15 protein-coding genes are annotated in these 16,825 nt (G+C 69.6%); 7 read left to right on the forward strand and 8 right to left on the reverse strand.

Annotation, left to right across the window (positions count from 1 at the left end; all coding sequences use genetic code 11):
• Positions 1-15: 15 nt before the first annotated feature.
• The 4 genes from DEU37_RS02940 to DEU37_RS14720 form a co-directional block, all read right to left on the reverse strand.
• A complete protein-coding gene (locus DEU37_RS02940) occupies positions 16-774 on the reverse strand; it encodes a phosphatase PAP2 family protein (RefSeq protein ID WP_259457110.1) in 759 nt (252 codons plus the stop codon).
• A gap of 84 nt (positions 775-858) precedes the next feature.
• Positions 859-2,064, reverse strand: a complete 1,206-nt coding sequence (locus DEU37_RS02945; RefSeq protein WP_121189173.1) for a pyridoxal phosphate-dependent aminotransferase — start codon at positions 2,062-2,064, stop codon at positions 859-861.
• 28 nt (positions 2,065-2,092) lie between these two features.
• Positions 2,093-3,622: a DUF4127 family protein gene (locus DEU37_RS02950; RefSeq protein WP_121189174.1), complete on the reverse strand. Its 1,530-nt coding sequence runs from the start codon at positions 3,620-3,622 to the stop codon at positions 2,093-2,095.
• An 18-nt stretch (positions 3,623-3,640) separates the two neighbouring features.
• Entirely contained in the window at positions 3,641-4,357 is a 717-nt protein-coding gene (locus DEU37_RS14720; RefSeq protein ID WP_183043564.1) for a GntR family transcriptional regulator, read from the reverse strand.
• Between the two features lie 202 nt (positions 4,358-4,559).
• Between DEU37_RS14720 and DEU37_RS02965 the strand changes: the two genes are divergently transcribed.
• The 6 genes from DEU37_RS02965 to DEU37_RS02990 are packed head-to-tail and all read left to right on the forward strand — an operon-like array spanning position 4,560 to position 10,527.
• Positions 4,560-5,846 (forward strand): ABC transporter substrate-binding protein, encoded by a 1,287-nt coding sequence (locus tag DEU37_RS02965; RefSeq protein WP_183043565.1) that lies wholly within the window; start codon positions 4,560-4,562, stop codon positions 5,844-5,846.
• Entirely contained in the window at positions 5,846-6,766 is a 921-nt protein-coding gene (locus DEU37_RS02970; protein ID WP_259457111.1) for a carbohydrate ABC transporter permease, read from the forward strand. The genes DEU37_RS02965 and DEU37_RS02970 overlap by 1 nt, the downstream gene beginning before the upstream one ends.
• Complete coding sequence (locus DEU37_RS02975; RefSeq protein ID WP_121189176.1) at positions 6,747-7,625, forward strand: carbohydrate ABC transporter permease; 879 nt, start codon at positions 6,747-6,749, stop codon at positions 7,623-7,625. The genes DEU37_RS02970 and DEU37_RS02975 overlap by 20 nt, the downstream gene beginning before the upstream one ends.
• Entirely contained in the window at positions 7,606-8,292 is a 687-nt protein-coding gene (locus DEU37_RS02980) for an N-acetylmannosamine-6-phosphate 2-epimerase (RefSeq protein ID WP_259457112.1), read from the forward strand. The genes DEU37_RS02975 and DEU37_RS02980 overlap by 20 nt, the downstream gene beginning before the upstream one ends.
• Positions 8,289-9,227: an ROK family protein gene (locus tag DEU37_RS02985; RefSeq protein WP_121189177.1), complete on the forward strand. Its 939-nt coding sequence runs from the start codon at positions 8,289-8,291 to the stop codon at positions 9,225-9,227. The genes DEU37_RS02980 and DEU37_RS02985 overlap by 4 nt, the downstream gene beginning before the upstream one ends.
• Before the next feature lie 4 nt (positions 9,228-9,231).
• On the forward strand, positions 9,232-10,527 hold the full coding sequence (locus DEU37_RS02990; protein WP_121189178.1) for a chloride channel protein: 1,296 nt from the start codon (positions 9,232-9,234) through the stop codon (positions 10,525-10,527).
• Positions 10,528-10,530: 3 nt separating this feature from the next.
• On the opposite strand, the gene DEU37_RS02995 is transcribed toward DEU37_RS02990, so the two are convergent.
• From DEU37_RS02995 to aceA, 4 genes are all read right to left on the reverse strand, one after another.
• A complete protein-coding gene (locus tag DEU37_RS02995) occupies positions 10,531-11,106 on the reverse strand; it encodes a TetR/AcrR family transcriptional regulator (RefSeq protein WP_121189179.1) in 576 nt (191 codons plus the stop codon).
• A complete protein-coding gene (locus DEU37_RS03000; protein ID WP_259457113.1) occupies positions 11,099-11,941 on the reverse strand; it encodes an alpha/beta fold hydrolase in 843 nt (280 codons plus the stop codon). The genes DEU37_RS02995 and DEU37_RS03000 overlap by 8 nt, the downstream gene beginning before the upstream one ends.
• Positions 11,942-12,048: 107 nt before the next feature.
• Positions 12,049-13,674 (reverse strand): malate synthase A, encoded by a 1,626-nt coding sequence (gene aceB / locus DEU37_RS03005; RefSeq protein ID WP_121189181.1) that lies wholly within the window; start codon positions 13,672-13,674, stop codon positions 12,049-12,051.
• A 129-nt stretch (positions 13,675-13,803) separates the two neighbouring features.
• Positions 13,804-15,120, reverse strand: coding sequence for an isocitrate lyase (gene aceA, locus DEU37_RS03010; protein ID WP_121189625.1), 1,317 nt, complete (start codon positions 15,118-15,120; stop codon positions 13,804-13,806).
• Between the two features lie 138 nt (positions 15,121-15,258).
• On the opposite strand from aceA, the gene DEU37_RS03015 reads away from it, so the two are divergent.
• On the forward strand, positions 15,259-16,740 hold the full coding sequence (locus tag DEU37_RS03015) for a helix-turn-helix transcriptional regulator (RefSeq protein WP_121189182.1): 1,482 nt from the start codon (positions 15,259-15,261) through the stop codon (positions 16,738-16,740).
• Positions 16,741-16,825: the final 85 nt, after the last annotated feature.

Consider the following 16,825-nt stretch of genomic DNA (forward strand, 5'->3'; position numbering starts at 1 on the left):
GGCTCCCGCGCTGCGTCAGCCTTCCTGTGTCTCGACGTCGCCGTGGCGGCGCGGTCCCGGCGCGGCCTCTGCCGGCTCGGGTCGCGGCACTTCCCGCAGGAACGGGACGAGCGGCATGAGCATGCGCACCCAGATGATCCGCGCGGCCGGGAAGACACCCAGCGCCCACAGCACCGACGCGAGTGCGTCGGTGGGGTAGTGCACGCCGAGGATCGCGACGGAGAGCACGACCACGACGACCGCGACGGTGCCGAACACGATCGCAGGCCGGTGCCAACGTGTGCCCTTCAGCATGAGCACCAGGGCGAGCACCAGCGCGGTGACGAAGACGACGTGTCCGCTCGGGTACGACGGATCGACCGGCATCTGCGCCACCGGGTGCGGCAGCAGGGTCGCGTCCGGACGCGGGCGGCCGACCGCGATCTTGACGATGTCGGACGGGATCCAGGTCAGGGCGATCGTGCCGGCGAACGCGATTGCCAGAGCCACCCGGCCACTGAGCGCCCAGACGATGCCGGTGACGATCACAGTGATCACGATCGCCGGCACGGGGGAGAACAGGTCGTAGACGAGGGCGGTGACCTGGCCGAGGCCATCGATGTGCCAGCCGTTCATCGCCCGGGACAGATCTGCGTCGATGGGCGCGGCGCGCAGGGCCAGACCGGCGCTGATGAGGAACACGATCGTCGCCAGCCCGACGACCAGCTTGGTCGCCGGGTGCTCAGACGGTGCGAGCAGCGCGTTGCGGCGGCGGCGCGATCTGCGCGACGCCACAAGGAGGGAGGATGTCGACGGGCGCATGGAGTCCGATCGTTCTCCGTCCGGCTATGTGCTGTCTGAGTGTGCGAGGGCGTCGGATCAGTCGGTGCCGAACAGCTTCTGCAGGCGCTGGACGCCCTCCAGCAGCTGGTCGTCGCCGAGCGCGTAGGACAGACGCAGGTATCCCGACGGGCCGAACGCCTCACCGGGAACGACCGCGACCTCGGCCTGGTCGAGGATGAGGTCGGCGAGCTCGAGCGAGGTGTCGACCCGGGTGCCGTTCCATTCCCGTCCGAGGAGACCGGTGACGTCCGGATAGACGTAGAACGCGCCGAGCGGGTTGGGCACCGTGACCCCCGGGATCTTGGCGAGCTCCGAAACGATCAGCCGCCGCCGCCGGTCGAAGGCCTGACGCATGTCCTCGGCTTCGGTCTGCGGTCCGGTGAGCGCGGCCAAGGCCGCGCGCTGAGCGACGTTGTTGACGTTCGAGCTCAGGTGCGACTGGAGGTTGCCGGCGAGCTTGATCGCGTCGGCGGGGCCGACCATCCAGCCCACACGCCAGCCGGTCATCGCATAGGTCTTGGCGACCCCGTTGACGAGGATGGTCTGTCCGGCCAGCTCCGGCACCGCGTCGACGATCGACACGGCCCGCGCGCCTTCGTAGACGAGGTTCTGATAGATCTCGTCGCTGATCACCCAGATGCCGTGCGCGAGCGCCCACTCGCCGATCGCCTTCGTCTCCTCGGGTGTGTAGACCGAGCCGGTCGGGTTGGAGGGGGAGACGAAGACGAGCACCGTCGTCTTGTCGGTACGGGCGGCCTCGAGCTGGTCCACGGTGACCTTGTAGTCCTGGTCGGCGCCGGCGAAGACCTCGACCGGGATGCCGTCGGCCAGCGCGATCGCCTCGGGATACGTCGTCCAGTACGGCGCGGGCAGGAGCACCTCGTCACCCGGGTTCACGACCGCCTGGAAGGCCTGGTAGACGGCCTGCTTGCCACCGTTGGTCACGATGATCTGCGACGGGGCGACCTCCAGGCCCGAGTCGCGAAGGGTCTTCGCGGCGATCGCCTCGCGCAGCACGGGCAGGCCGGCGGCGGGCGTGTAGCGGTAGTTCGCGGGGTCGTGGAGGGCGTGCGCGGCGGCATCCACGATGAACTGCGGCGTCGCGAAGTCGGGCTCGCCGGCCGCATAGGAGATCACGGGGCGGCCGGCCGCCTGCAGGGCCTTCGCCTTCGCATCGACCTTGAGGGTCGCGGACTCGGCGATGGCGGACAGCTTGCGGGACAGGGGAGCGCGTTCGGTCACAGGCAAAAGCGTAGTGCGTCCGGTTCGCTCAGCGCCGTGCGAGGGCGATGTCGATCTCGAAGCTGCGATGCCAGGGCAATGCGACCGAGACCACCGTCCATGGATCGTCGCCGGCGAGCAGGTCGTCCAGGCGACTCTGGAGTTCCACGCCGATGCGGTGGAGGGCTCGGGCTTCGGTCTGTTCGTCGACGGGACCGATCGCGCCTCCGAAGACGTCGTTCTGCATCGCCGGGCGGATGCCGCTCTGATACGCATGGTCATCGAGGATGCGGGTGAGCAGCGCCTCTCGGAGGGCATGAGGGTCGGCAGTGTCGTCGCGGCGCCCGACCCACCACGCCGTCGCCTGCGCGACGGCGCCGCCGATCGCGTTTCCGGCCGTGTTCCAGCCGCCGTACGAGGTGAGGTGCAGCAGCAGCCCCTCCGCAGCGAGCCGGTCGACGAGCAGCGGATCGCTGCCGTTGCTGTAGCGGACGTCGGCCAGCGCGACGATGGCGCCCGACGCGAGCGCGTCGCGCACCGCCGCCACGGTCGCGTCCACGGCCGCCGGATCGGAGCGCGGTACACCGCCGAAGCAGTCGCCGTGGTCGGGATCGGGCGCGTGGGCGACGAGCACCGCGTCGACCGGGCCGGTGTCCTCGGTGACCACGCCACCGGCGGCCACGATCTGTCGCACGAGGCTCTCGCGCACGGGGGCGTTCTCGAAGTTCGGGATGCGGGTGAGGCCGTCGTCTTCGCCGCAGACGATCCGCCACGTCGGGCGGCTGTCCCCGGCGGCGACGAGCGCGCGTGCGACGAGTGCGGCGCCGACCTCGTCGGCGCCGGGGTACATCATCACCTCACCGCCGCGCGGCAGGGCGCGCGCCCAGTGGCGCAGCCAGATCTGTTCCGCCGATCCGGCCGAGTAGGCGGCGGTGTCGTCCGCGGTCACCGCGAGGGCATCGATGACGCCCTCCTCCCGCAACCCGAGAGCGGCGAGGTTGATGATGTGGTTGCGCAGACGCCGACGCTCGAAGTCGCTCCGTTTGCTGCGGGGAAAATCGGTGGCGGGAGTCTGGGGGTGTTCGCCCGGCACCAGATCGGCTTCCAGCGCGTGGTGGAGTGCGCCGCCGAACGCGTGGAGTGCGCGGCCGTACGTGCTCCAGTACTCGGGCTCTTCGACGGCCGAGTAGGAGTCGCTGGCGCGCATGACCAGGGATGCCGCGGTGATCACGAGCGCGGGGTGGTCGGCGGCGGCGCGGAGCTCGTGGAGCTCTCGGAGCAGGTCGAGGCGGTCCAGCGCGATGCGCGGCGAGTCCGCCGTGATGCGGGCGGGGATGATGCCACCGTGCACGAGCGTGTCGATGCAGACGACGAGGTGGTCCACGCCGTCGCCTCCCGCCGAAGCGGCTGCCACCTCGCGAAGCCAGCCGTGCAGCGCGTCCACGTCGGCCGGCGTTCGGAACCTGGGCAGCGCGTCGACGGGCGGGATCAGCAGGTCGACGCCCGCGATGGCGGCGACCTGGCGGGGCAGCTGGATGTTGACCGGTCGTTCGTCGAGCGGAACGAGGGCGATTCGCATGCGGTGGGTCCTGCTTCCTCAGCGCGAACGATGGATCTGGAGCTCGTAGTGGTAGCGATCGCCGCGGTAGGTCGACTCGGCGTACTCGATCGCACGGTCCTGCGCGTCGAAGCTGGTTCGGGTCACGAAGAAGCAGGGCGAGAACGCCGGTGCCTGCAGGATGTCGGCCTGTTCGGGGTCGAGGACGCTCGCCTGGATGCTCTGCTCGGCCCACTCGATCCGCATGCCGTACTGCTGCTCCAGGATCCGGTAGAGCGAGTCGTTCCCGACGTTCTGGATCAGCCCGGGGAAGAACGACGGGTTCAGGTACGAGTCTTCGAGGGCCATGGGCTCTCCGTCGGCCGTGCGCGCGCGGCGGATGTGGAAGACATCCTCCGACGGGCTCATGCGAAGCCGCGCGCCCAGGCGTGCTCCCGCCGGGATCGTCTCCGTGACGAGGAGGGACGAGCCCGGCTCGAGTCCCCGCGCGCGCATGTCCTCGCTGAACGAGGTCAGCTCCACGGATTTGGCGATGCGAGGAGCGGCGACGAAGGTCCCGGCGCCCTGGACGCGGTAGACGAGGCCATCGTGTTCCAGGCGGTCGAGCGCACGGCGGACGGTGAGTCGGCTGACGTCGAACTCCGTCGCCAGGTCGCGCTCGGTGGGCAGGCGGGAATGCGGCTCGAGCCCTTGCCCGATCACCTCGACGAGGTGCTGTCGTAGGCGTTCGGACTTGCTGTGCTGCGCGTCGGTCATGGTGCTCCCGCGGATCCTCGGCAGGGGGGGGGACATCCGCTGCCGTGTGCGAATTGGATCTAACCATTGCACAGAAACGGACCGCATGTCGAGGCGAGAGAACACGATATTTCGGGAATCTCTTGACACGCCCCGAAAAAATGGAGTACACCAATTTCTACCAAGCTTCACCACCCGAACCCACGCACCTCGAAGGAACACCATGGAACTGACCATCACGGGACGGCGGGTCCTCACCCGCGCCGTCGCGCTCTCCGGCGTCCTCGCGGCGTCCGTCGCTCTGGGAGGCTGCGCGGCGGCCGCGCCCTCCGGCCCGACCACGATCACCTTCTCCTATCTGTGGGGCGGAGAGGAGGCGAAGGCGCTGGAGAAGATCATCGCCGACTTCAACGCCAGCCAGTCCGACATCAAGGTCGTCGGTGTCTCAAGCCCCGACGCGCAGAAGCAGCTCACCTCGATGTCCTCCAGCAACGGCAGCTTCGACATCTCCGACAACTTCGGCAACACCGTCGGCTCGTGGGCCTCCAAGGGGATCCTCGCGCCCCTGGACGACTACCTCGCGGCGGAGAAGGTCGACACGTCCGCGTTCGCGCCGGCATCCATGGAGCAGATGACCTTCGATGGCAAGATCTACGCGCTCCCGATCGCGGTGCACACCCAGCAGCTCATGTACAACAAGGACCTCCTCGACAAGGCGGGTGTGAAGCCGCCCACGACCATGGATGAGCTCGCGGATGCCGTGAAGAAGCTGACGGTCGTCGACGGAAGCGGGGCGATCACGCAGATCGGGCTCGGCAACCCCTCGGCATCCACTCTGTTCACGACCCTCGGTTACGCCTTCGGTGGCACCTGGGACGGCGCCGACGGCAAGACTCCCACCCCCGACGACCCCAAGAACGTCGCGGCCCTCGACTGGTACACCACGACACTGACCGACACGTTCGGTGCCGACAAGATCGCGACCTTCGCGTCGGGTCTCGGCCAGTACATGTCCGCGCAGGATCCCTTCTACACGGGCAAGCAGGCGATGGTCGTCGACGGCGAATGGCAGGCGGTGAACATCCCCAAGGTCGCCCCGAACCTCAACTGGGGCGTGATCGACATCCCGGCGGCCACCCCCGCGCTCGCCGGGACCACGCAGGTCACGACCAGCACGCTGTTCATCCCGAGCAACTCGAAGCACAAGGCCGAGGCGGCGAAGTTCCTCGCGTACATGGTGCAGGACAAGCCGATGGTCGATTTCACGCTCGCCCTCGGCAACCTGCCCTCCAAGACTGCCCTGCTGGACGACCCCGCCTACGCCGAGATCCCCCACTTCGACTCGTGGTTGAAGGCGCTCGCGAGCCCCAACGCGAAGTCGCTCGCGAGCCAGCCGTACAGCGCGCAGTACTCCACCGACCTGGCGACGGCCTTCGACGACATCGTCCGCGGCGTCGCCGGCCCCGATGAGGCGCTGGCCTCCGTCGCCGGCAAGGTCTCCTCGTACTGATGGCACCGACCGCCCCCCGCGGCGCGCGACGCCAGACCCTTCTGGGTCTGGCGTTCGCGTCGCCGTTCCTCATCGGCGCCGCTGTCTTCATCGTGTGGCCGGTAGTGGCCTCGGCGGTGTACAGCTTCACCGACTTCAACCTCTTCCAGCCGCCCTCGTGGGTCGGCCTGGACAACTACGCCCAGATGATGCGGGACGACACCTTCTGGAAGGCGTTGGCCAACACGCTGTTCCTCGCGTTCTTGGGCGTGCCGCTCACGATCCTCATCTCCATCGGTGGCGCCCACCTGCTGAACCTCCCGGTGCGCGGTCAGCCGCTCTACCGCGCCCTGGTCTATCTGCCGACGATCGTGCCGATCGTGGTCGGCGGTTACCTGTGGCGGTGGCTGTTGAACACCCAGTATGGATTCGTCAACTACTTCCTCGGGCTGCTGCATCTGCCGCAGCCGGAGTGGCTCGAGCAGCCCCAGTGGGGGAAACCGGCGATCGTGTTGATGTGTCTGTGGACGATCGGCGGAACCATGATCATCTATCTCGCCGCGATCAAGGACGTGCCCGCCGAGCTCTACGAGGCCGCCGAGCTCGACGGCGCAGGCTGGTTCGCCCGGTTCCGCTACGTCACGTGGCCGACCATTTCTCCCGTCACGCTCTTCCAGATCATCGTGACCGTGATCGCCTACCTCCAGATCTTCACGCAGCCGTATCTGCTCACCCAGACGCGACTGAACGAGGCGAGCGGGGGACCTGGCCAATCGATGATCAGCTACGCGATGTACCTGTACCAGAACGCCTTCGTCTTCTTGAAGATGGGCTACGCGTCGGCGATGGCCTGGGTGCTGTTCCTGCTCACTCTCGCGATCACGCTCGTCCTGCTGTGGTCCTCGAAGAAATGGGTCCACTATGGCTCTGACCGCGACTGACCCGCGGCAGGCGGGCGCCTCCCGTCGGCGGACGACGGCGCGCCGCGCCGCGCGCACCACCGCCCGATACCTCGCGATCTGGCTGCTCGTGCTGGCGTTCGTCTTCCCGTTCCTGTCGATGCTGAGCACCGCGTTCAAGCTGCCCGACGACATCTTCAGTGCGCCCCCGTCGCTGTGGCCCACCGAATGGACGCTGCAGAACTTCGTCGCGGTGTTCGAAGAGATCCCGTTCTGGCAGTACCTGCTGAACACGATTGTGATCGCGGGCCTGTCGGTGCTGGGAATGCTCATCGCGTCGCCGCTGGTGGCCTACTCGCTGTCGAAGATCGGATGGCGCGGTCAGCGGCCGCTGCTCGTGATCGTCATGGCGACGATGATGCTGCCGCCGCAGGTGACCATGATCCCGCTGTTCCTGATGTGGAACGGTCTCGGAGCGACGAACAGCATCATCCCGCTGGTCGCTCCGGCGTTCTTCGGCACGCCGTTCCTCATCTTCATGCTGCGCCAGTTCCTGACCTCGGTGCCCAACGAGCTGCTGCAGGCCGCGCGGATCGACGGGGCCTCCGAGCTGCGCATCTACTGGTCGATCGTTCTCCCGCAGGCACGACCCGCGCTCATCACCGCCGCGATCTTCCAGTTCGTCTGGGCATGGACCGACTTCCTCAATCCGCTCATCTATCTCAACGACGCGAGCAAATACACGCTGTCCATCGGTCTGTACTCGTTCTTCGGCGAGCGGAACCTGGAGTGGGGTCCGCTGATGGCGGCATCCGTTCTGTTCACCCTTCCCGCGCTGGTGCTGTTCGTCGTCTTCCAGCGCTACTTCGTAGGAGGTGTCGGTGCCGGTGCACTCAAGTGAAGACGCCGTCGTCGCGGTCGAGGGGAGACTGATCGTCTCGTGTCAGGCATCGAACGGATCTCCGCTGCGTCACACGCCGACGATCGCGCGGCTGGCCGCCAGTGCGCTGCGCGGGGGCGCCGCCGCGCTGCGCATCAACGGCGTGCACGACATCTCCGCTGTGCGAGAGTCGACGCACGTCCCGATCATCGGGCTCGACAAGCGGATGGGGGTGCGCCGGAACGTGATCACGCAGACCGATGAGCAGGTCGTCGCGCTCGTGGATGCCGGGGCCGACATCGTCGCGGTGGATGCCACCCTCGAAGTCGTGGCGGACGTCGCGGCGCGCGTACGCAGCGCGATCACGCACGCGCGCGTCGCGGTGATGGCGGATGTGTCGACGTTCGACGAGGGGATGGCCGCGTGGGATGCCGGGGCCACCTTCGTCGGCACGACGCTGTCGGGCTACACGCCCTACTCGCCACAGCACCGTGGGCCCGACCTCGACCTCGTCGCCCGACTCGCGGCGCGCGGTGTTCGCGTGCTCGCGGAGGGCCGCTTCCAGACGCCCGCCGAGGTGGCCGCGGCTTTCGACGCCGGCGCCCACGCCGTCGTCGTGGGGGGAGCGATCACCGATCCCATCGCCATCACGCGCCGCTTCGTCGCGGTGACCCCTGGAGCGCGATGAGCGTCCGGGAGGAGAGCGCACGGGCCGTCGTCGCCGTCGACATCGGCGGCACCAAGATCGCGGCCGCCCTCGTGCGCGAAGGCGGGCAGATCGGCCACCGCGTCCAGCGGCCGACCCCGGCAGCGAAGGGGGCGGCAGCCATCCTCGATGCGGCGGCCGCGCTCGTGCGCGAGGTGATCGAGGCGGCCGGTCCGGTCGCCGCGGTCGGCGTCGGCAGCGCAGGGGCCTTCGATGAGGACGGCATCGTCACGCACGCTACCGATCATCTCGCCGGGTGGCGCGGCACTGCCGTGGCCGCAGGACTCGTCGCACGGCTCGGTGTCCCGGTCGTCGTCGTCAATGACGTGCACGCGGCCGCGCTCGGGGAGCTCGCCCTGGGCTCCGACCGGGACCGCTTCGTCTTCGTCGCGGTGGGGACGGGCATCGGAGGAGCCGTCGTGTCCGAGGGCGTGCTGCTGCGCGGTGCATCCGGGATGGCCGGATCGATCGGGCATCTGCGCGCAGCCACGATGCGCGGGCGCGTGTGCTCGTGCGGCGGCCGAGACCATGTCGAAGCCTTCGCGAGCGGGCCGGGTATCGAGCGCTCGTTCGCGGAGCGCACGGGCATCGCGGTGCCGCTGCGAGAGGTCGCTCGACGAGCGCGGGAGGGCGACACGGTGGCCGCTCAGGTGATCGCGGCGGCCGCCGACGAGCTGGGCGCGTCGCTCGCTCCGGTGATCGCCACCGTCGACCCGGGCCTCGTGCTGCTCGGTGGCGGCGTCTCCGAACTGGGAGCGGCGCTCGTCGAGCCGCTCACCGAGGGGCTGCGGGCGGAACTTCGTGCCCCTTTCGCCGACGTGCGGATCGAGATCGCGCGCGCCGGCACGGATGCCGCGCTGCGGGGCGCCGCCTGGCTCGCGCGTGTCGGGAACGACGCAGCGCGTGCGCTAACGTGACGACGTGACCGGAGACGCCCGTGCCCGCCCGCCTCGCCGCCTCTCCGGTCTGTGGGGGCTGGTGCGTCTGGGCCTTGCCACCCTCTGCGTCGGTATCGCGACGGGCCTGGCGGTACTGCTGCTCGTCTGGATCGTCCACTCCGTGGAGCACCTGGTCTGGGGAAGCGCCGAGGGGCCGTTCCTCGATGGGCTCGCTCTGCCATCGCCCTGGTGGCTTCCGATCCTCAGCCTGAGCGCCGCCGGCGTGATCGCGGCCCTCGGCTGGTACCTGCTCCGCCGGTTCGGGCGGCGCATCGCGAGCGTCGAAGAAGGAGTCGCCGGAAAGCGGATGCCGGCGCTGGAAACCCTTGCCGACACCGTGATCCAGGTGACCTCTGTCGGCCTCGGCGCCTCGATCGGCAAAGAGGTGGCGCCCCGAGAGCTGTCGGCGATGGCGGGCTCGAAGCTCGTCGGCTGGTTCCGCATCGACGCACGCTGGTCGATGATCCTCGTCGCCTCCGCCGCCGGCGCGGGTCTCGCCGCTGTCTACAACGTGCCGCTGGCCGGGGCGCTGTTCGCGATCGAGATCCTCCTCGCGCGCTTCAGCGCGGGCGCCGCCGTCGTCGCCCTCTCGGTGAGCGCGGTCGCCACGGTCGTCGCTCGTCCCCTGGTCGCCGACGACTCGCTGTACCACGTCGCGCCCGTCGCCGTCACGCCGTCCCTTCTCGTCGCCGCCGTGTTGATCGGGCCCCTCATGGGCTGGGGGGCGACGAGCTTCTCCGCAGTCACCGCCCGGCTGTCGCGGCACCGCCCCACCGGGTGGAAGCTGCTCGTCGTGCTGCCCGTCACGTTCGCCGCGGTCGGTGTGCTCGGCGCGTTCTTGCCGCTCATCCTCGGAAACGGACGTGCCCTCGCGACCGCCGGCTTCGATCTCGCTCAACCCGCCTACCTGCTGCTGGCGCTGGCCGTGATGAAGTACGTGGCCACGTCGGTCTCGCTCGGCTCCGGTGCGATCGGCGGCACCCTGCAGCCGTCGGTGGCGATCGGCGCGGCGCTGGGCGCTGCGGCCGCGGCCGGGTGGGCGTTCATCTGGCCCGGTGCCGACGGCACCGCGCTGGCCATCGTCGCGGCGGGGGCGTTCCTCGCCGCCAACATGCGGGCGCCCTTCACCGCGATCGCGCTGATCATCGAGTTCACCGGAACGGGATTCACCCTGCTGCTGCCGATCTTCCTCGCGGTCGCGGGCTCGCTCGCGGCATCCCGCCTCACGACGGGCGGCGGTCTGCGCCGCTTCGCGCCGATCGATCCCGGTCGGGAGTGAGCCTCAGTTCGGCCAGGTCGACAGCATGCGGTCGAGGCCGGCGATCATCCGGGCGAAGCTCTGCGACATGGTGACCGGAAGGGCGAAGCCGCCCCCGTTCTCGAGTGCGCAGAACCCGTGCAGGGCGGCGCGCAGAGCACGTGTGGCGTCGATCAGCTGATCGTCGGCGATGTCGTAGCCGCGCAGCGTCGCCGAGACGACCTGTTGCACCTCCGCCGCGGCGGCGGCATGCGCCTCCTCTCGCGCCTCACCGGGCAGGGGTGCGCGCTGGGTGGCCGCATATCGTCCTGGATGCCGCAACGCGTACCCCCGATAGGCGTGCGCAAGACTGTCCAGTGCCGCCGTGCGGGACACGCCGACAGCCGCGGCCTGCAGCTCCCGCGCGAGCTCATGCGTCGCCTCGGTGGCCGCAGCCGAGCGCAGCACCTCGAGCGAAGCGATGTGCTTGTAGAGGCTCGGCACCTTCACGCCGGCGCGGCCGGCGATCTCGGCGAGGGTGAGAGCGTCGAGACCGAGCTCGTCGATCGTCTCCAACGCCAGCGTCACCACGGCATCGCGGGTGAGCCCGGCCCTAGGCACCGGCCACCTCGCGACAGAACGCGACCAAGGCGGGACCGACCTGCTCGGGGTACTCGGCCTGCGGGTAGTGCCCGGCGCCCTCCACGAGCACCACGCGGGCGCGCAGGTGCTCGCCGATCCAGGCCGCTTCGCCGCTCGGGTCGCTGAAGTCGGGGTCGGCCGTGCCCATGATGACCAGCGCCGGTGCCGACACCTCGGGGATCCGCTTCTCGGCGAGGCTGTGGTCGGTGCGCGTCGTGCGCGCGAATGCGGCGGCGGCGCCCGGGCGGCGCATCGCGTCGCGGATCGCTGCGCGGTGCTCCGCGAAGTCGGCGGGCCGGCTGCCGGGGGAGAGCTGGGGCAGGTAGGCGAGCCAGGCCGCGCGGGCCCACGGCCGGAGCATCAGCAGGCGGAACGTTGCGGCGGCGAACGGGTTGGTCGGCGCGTTGCGGACGAACGGGCCGACCAGACCCAGGCCGTTGACGGCGGCGGGCTCCTCGGCGGCAGCCCAGACGGCCGCCCCGGCGGCCATCGAGTTGCCGACGACGACGGCGGGGCCGCCGAGATGCGCGATGAGCGCGAGGATGTCGGTGCCGGCCGCCACGTCGTCGTACGCCGTGAACGTCGCATCCGACTCGCCGTGACCGCGCAGGTCCATCACGGCGACGCGGAACCCGGCCTCGCGCAGAGCGGGGACGGTGTAGCGGTAGCTCGCGGCGATCTCGCCCATGCCGGGAACGCACACGACGAGCGGACCGTCACCGCTCACGCGGTACGCGATGCGACCTTCCGGCCGATCGAGGTGATGGACATCCAGCCGGGCGAAGGCAGCTGAGGGAGAGGACGTGGTTGTCATAGCCATAAAGCTAATAGCATTAGCCAACTCTGTCAACGTCCTTCCTGCAGTGCGCGACAGTGGGGGTGGATGCCGCGGCATCCACCCCCACTGTGCGACGCGGACCGTCAGTCGGTCAGGTAGTCGGCGTAGGCCCCGAGCGTCAGGAACGTCGGGAAGTCCTCACCGAGGGCGACATCGCGGAAGATCGCCGCCGCGTCGTCGAACCGGTCGCCGTCCTGGCGCGGCACCTCGGCCAGGACCTGCGCGATGAGACCCTCGATGTACTCGCGCGTGATGCGGGTGCCGTCGTCCGTCGTGCGGTCCTGGTGGATCCACTGCCACACCTGGCTGCGGCTGATCTCGGCGGTCGCGGCATCCTCCATGAGGTTGTCGATCGCGACGGCCCCGAGCCCTCGCAGCCACGCCTCGATGTAGCGGATCGCCACCGACACGTTGCCGTACACGCCCGCCGCCGTGACCGGCAGTCCGATGTGCACGTCGATGAGCTGCGAGGCCTGGACGTTCACCTCGGGGCGCTGGCGGTCGATCTGGTTGGGACGCTCGCCGAGTACGGCGTCGAACTCGGCCCGGGCCACCGGGATCAGGTCGGGGTGGGCCACCCAGGTCCCGTCGAAGCCGTCGCCGGCCTCGCGCTTCTTGTCGGCGGCGACCTTCTCGAACGCCTGCGCCGTCACCTCGGGGTCGCGCCGGTTGGGGATGAAGGCGCTCATGCCGCCGATCGCGAAGGCTCCGCGCTTGTGGCACGTCTTCACGAGCAGCTCCGTGTAGGCCCGCATGAACGGCACCGTCATCGTGACCTGGCTGCGGTCGGGCAGCACGAACCGCGCGCCCCGGCCGCGGTAGTTCTTGATCATCGAGAAGATGTAGTCCCAGCGGCCCGCGTTCAGACCCGCGATGTGGTCGCGCAGCTCGAACAGGATCTCCTCCATCTCGAACGCCGCCGGCAGCGTCTCGATGAGCACCGTCGCGCGGATGGTGCCGTGCGGAATGCCGAGGTAGTTCTCACTGAAGGTGAAGACGTCGTCCCACAGCTTCGCCTCCTCCGCCGACTCGATCTTCGGCAGGTAGAAGTAGGGGCCCACACCGTTGTCGATCAGACGCTGCGCGTTGTGGAAGAAGTACAGGCCGTAGTCGACGAGCGAACCGGATGCCGCGAGGTCGCGACCGGCGCGGTCGGTGTAGCGGATGTGCTTCTCGACCAGGTGCCAGCCGCGGGGACGCATCACGATCGTGGGGGTCTGCTCGGCGGTGACGCGGTACTGCTTGCCCTCGGGGCTCGTGTACGAGAGCTGTCCGCGGATCGCGTCGAACAGCGAGAGCTGACCTTCGATGACGTTCCGCCAGGTGGGGCTCGTGGCATCCTCCTGGTCGGCCAGCCACACCTTCGCGCCCGAGTTGAGCGCGTTGATCGTCATCTTCGGGTCGGTGGGTCCGGTGATCTCGACGCGGCGATCCTCCAGTCCCGGACCCGCCCCGGCGACCTGCCACTCGGCATCCTCGCGGATGTGGGCCGTGTCGGAGCGGAACTGCGGGTCGTGCCCGTTGCCGATCTCGAAACGGCGCCGCATCCGGTCGGCGAGGCGGTCGTGACGCCGGCCGGCGAAGCGGACGTGCAGCTCGGCGAGGAACGCGATGGCCGCGGGGGTGAGGATCTCCTCGTAGCGGTCGCGGATCGGTCCCGTGATGGTGATGGTCGATGCGGGCGCGGTGCCCGTGGCGGTGGGAGTCATGGCCCTGCTCTTTCTGTGTCGTGTGTGCGTGGGGTGCGGCGTGTCGACTCGGCCCTGCGGGCCTCGCTCAACGACCGGGAGTGCGTGTTCCGGTCGTTGAGCGAGCGCAGCGAGTCGAAGCGCGGTGTCTCAGTGGAACTGCTCGGCCTCAGTGGATCCCACCAGAGCCAGGGTCGCGCTGTCGGGGTTGAGCGCCGTGGAAACGACGTCGAAGTAGCCGGTGCCCGCCTCGCGCTGGTGCTTGGTGGCGGTGTAGCCGCGGGCCTCCGCGGCGAACTCGGCTTCCTGCAGCTCGACGTACGCGCTCATGGCACGCTCGGCGTAGCCGGAGGCGAGATCGAACATCGAGTAGTTGAGGGCGTGGAAGCCCGCGAGGGTGATGAACTGGAACTTGTAGCCCAGGTCGGCCAGCTCCTGCTGGAAGGTCGCGATCTGCTCGTCGCTGAGGTGACGCTTCCAGTTGAAGCTCGGCGAGCAGTTGTAGGCGAGCATCTTGCCGGGGAACCGCTCGTGGATCGCGCTCGCGAACGCGCGGGCCAGCTCGATGTCGGGCTCGCCCGTCTCCACCCACAGCAGGTCGGCGTAGGGGGCGAAGGCCAGGCCGCGGCTGATGACCGCCTCCAGGCCCGGGCGCACCCGGTAGAAGCCCTCGCTCGTGCGCTCGCCGGTCGTGAACTCCTGGTCGCGGGGGTCGACGTCGCTCGTGAGCAGGTCGGCCGCCAGCGCGTCGGTGCGGGCGATGATGACGGTCGGCACGCCGGCGACGTCGGCGGCGAGCCGAGCCGCGTTCAGGGTGCGGATGTGCTGCTGCGTGGGCACCAGCACCTTGCCGCCGAGGTGGCCGCACTTCTTCTCGCTGGCGAGCTGGTCTTCCCAGTGGATGCCGGCGGCACCCGACTGGATGAGCGAATGCGCGAGCTCGTACGCGTTGAGCGGGCCGCCGAAGCCGGCTTCGGCATCCGCGACGATGGGCGCCAGCCAGTCCTGCGTGAGGGTGCCCTCGGTGTGCTCGATCTGGTCCTGGCGGATCAGCGCGTTGTTGATGCGGCGGACGACAGCGGGCACCGAATTGGCCGGGTAGAGGCTCTGGTCGGGGTAGGTCTGCCCGGCGAGGTTGCCGTCGGCGGCGACCTGCCAGCCGGAGAGGTAGATGGCCTTCAGGCCCGCGCGTACCTGCTGCACCGCCTGACCGCCGGTGTACGCGCCGAGCGCCCGGATGTAGTCCTCGGTGTGCAGGAGGTTCCAGAGGTTCTCCGCGCCGCGGCGGGCGAGGGTGTTCTCCTCGCGGACCGACCCGCGCAGACGCACGACGTCCTCTGCCGTGTAGGTGCGCTGCACGCCGTCCCAGCGCGGGTCGGTGTCCCAGATCTCCTGCAGCTCGGCGGCGGTCTGCGTCTGGTCGCCCGCGCGGAGGGGCGGCTGACCGGGGGTGGCCTGGATCGTCATGGTGCTCTCCTTCATCGGATGCCGGGGCGGGGCCGGCGGTGGCTCGTGTCTCCACTGTGGGTGAAGTTTGAGGCCAGGAGTAACCAAATCCAGTGTGAAGATTGATCGAAGTTCACATTCTGTGACACAATCCCGGACATGACGAACGTCGATGTTCCCTTCACCGACCTCTCGGGCGCCGCCGACGACGAGGCCGACGCCCTCACGATCGGCCGGCGCATCCGGCAGCTGCGCACCGCCCGCGGCATGACCCTCGACGAGCTCGCGGCGGCCGTCGAGCGCGCGCCGAGCCAGCTGTCGATGATCGAGACGGGCAAGCGCGAGCCCAAGCTCACCCTCCTGCGCACCATCGCGAAGGCCCTCGGGGTGACGGTCGACCAGCTCCTCGAGGCGGAGCCGCTGGATGAGCGCGCCACCCTCGAGATCGCCCTCGAGCGCGCCATGAAGGGCCAGACGTTCCGGGCGCTCGGCATCGAGCCGTTCCGCATCGGCAAGTCGGTCCCCGACGACGCCCTGCGGGCGCTGCTCGCGCTGCAGGGGGAGATCGAGCGGCTCGGCGACGAGCGTTCCGCCACCCCTGAGGAGGCGCGGCGGGCGAACGTGGAGCTGCGCCACCTCATGCGACGGCAGGACAATTACTTCGCCGAGCTGGAGGAGCACGCCCGCGGCATCCTGCGCGCCGTCGATCACCCCGGGGGTCCGCTCACGCAGCGCACCGCGTCGGACATCGCCGCTCATCTGGGCTTCTCCCTGCACTACGTCGCCGACCTGCCGGCGTCGACGCGGTCGGTCGCCGACATCAAGCACGGGCGGCTGTACCTCTCGAGCACGGTGCCCGCGAAGGGTGACTCGCGCACGGCCGTGCTGCAGGCGCTCGCGAGTCGCATCCTCGGCCACGCCGAGCCGCGCTCGTACGCCGAGTTCCTTCGCCAGCGCGTGGAGACGAACTACCTCACGGGGGCGCTGCTGATCCCCGAGGATCACGCGGTCCCGGTGCTCCACGACGCGAAGTCGCGCCGTGCGCTGTCGATCGAGGACCTCCGCGATGCGTACTCGGTGTCGTACGAGACCGCGGCGCACCGCTTCACCAACCTGGCCACGCGTCACCTCGGCATCCCGGTGCACTTCCTGAAGGTGCACGAGTCGGGGACCATCACGAAGGCGTACGAGAACGACGACGTGAACTTCCCCTCCGACCGCCTGGGGGCGATCGAGGGGCAGCTGTGCTGTCGCCGCTGGACGAGCCGGGTCGTCTTCGACATCCCCGACAAGTTCAACCCGTACTACCAGTACACCGACACCGGCAACGGCACGTTCTGGTGCACCGCGCGCGTGGAGGCCTCGAGCGAGGGCGCGCACTCGGTGTCGGTGGGGGTGCGCTTCGACGACACCAAGTGGTTCGTCGGGCGCGAGACCACCAACCGCGGCGTCTCGCGCCATGCCGTCGAGGTGTGCTGCCGCCGTGCTCCCGCCGAGCTCGAGTCGCAGTGGCGCGACCAGGCCTGGCCCAACGTCCGCACGCCCCGGACGCTGCTGGCGACCCTGCCGACCGGCTCGTTCCCGGGCGTCGACACGACCGATCTGTACGAGTTCCTCGAGGCACACGCGCCGCGGGACTGACTGGGGCGCGGCATCCCGCCCTCGCGGGGAGAGGCCATCGGCCGGGGAGAGGCCATCGGCCAGGGAGAGGCCGGCGGCCGGGGAG

Origin of the sequence: Microbacterium sp. AG790 (assembly GCF_003634765.1) — a bacterium.
In the GTDB taxonomy this organism is placed as follows: domain Bacteria; phylum Actinomycetota; class Actinomycetes; order Actinomycetales; family Microbacteriaceae; genus Microbacterium.

What these genes read in the sequence shown, in the direction of transcription:
- aceB (WP_121189181.1), bottom strand. Translation starts at nt 13,674, where the DNA reads ATGACTCCCACCGCCACGGGCACCGCGCCCGCATCGACCATCACCATC.
- DEU37_RS14720 (WP_183043564.1), bottom strand. Translation starts at nt 4,357, where the DNA reads ATGACCGACGCGCAGCACAGCAAGTCCGAACGCCTACGACAGCACCTC.
- DEU37_RS02970 (WP_259457111.1), top strand. Translation starts at nt 5,846, where the DNA reads ATGGCACCGACCGCCCCCCGCGGCGCGCGACGCCAGACCCTTCTGGGT.
- DEU37_RS02975 (WP_121189176.1), top strand. Translation starts at nt 6,747, where the DNA reads ATGGCTCTGACCGCGACTGACCCGCGGCAGGCGGGCGCCTCCCGTCGG.
- DEU37_RS02985 (WP_121189177.1), top strand. Translation starts at nt 8,289, where the DNA reads ATGAGCGTCCGGGAGGAGAGCGCACGGGCCGTCGTCGCCGTCGACATC.
- DEU37_RS03000 (WP_259457113.1), bottom strand. Translation starts at nt 11,941, where the DNA reads ATGACAACCACGTCCTCTCCCTCAGCTGCCTTCGCCCGGCTGGATGTC.
- DEU37_RS02950 (WP_121189174.1), bottom strand. Translation starts at nt 3,622, where the DNA reads ATGCGAATCGCCCTCGTTCCGCTCGACGAACGACCGGTCAACATCCAG.
- DEU37_RS03015 (WP_121189182.1), top strand. Translation starts at nt 15,259, where the DNA reads ATGACGAACGTCGATGTTCCCTTCACCGACCTCTCGGGCGCCGCCGAC.
- aceA (WP_121189625.1), bottom strand. Translation starts at nt 15,120, where the DNA reads ATGACGATCCAGGCCACCCCCGGTCAGCCGCCCCTCCGCGCGGGCGAC.
- DEU37_RS02965 (WP_183043565.1), top strand. Translation starts at nt 4,560, where the DNA reads ATGGAACTGACCATCACGGGACGGCGGGTCCTCACCCGCGCCGTCGCG.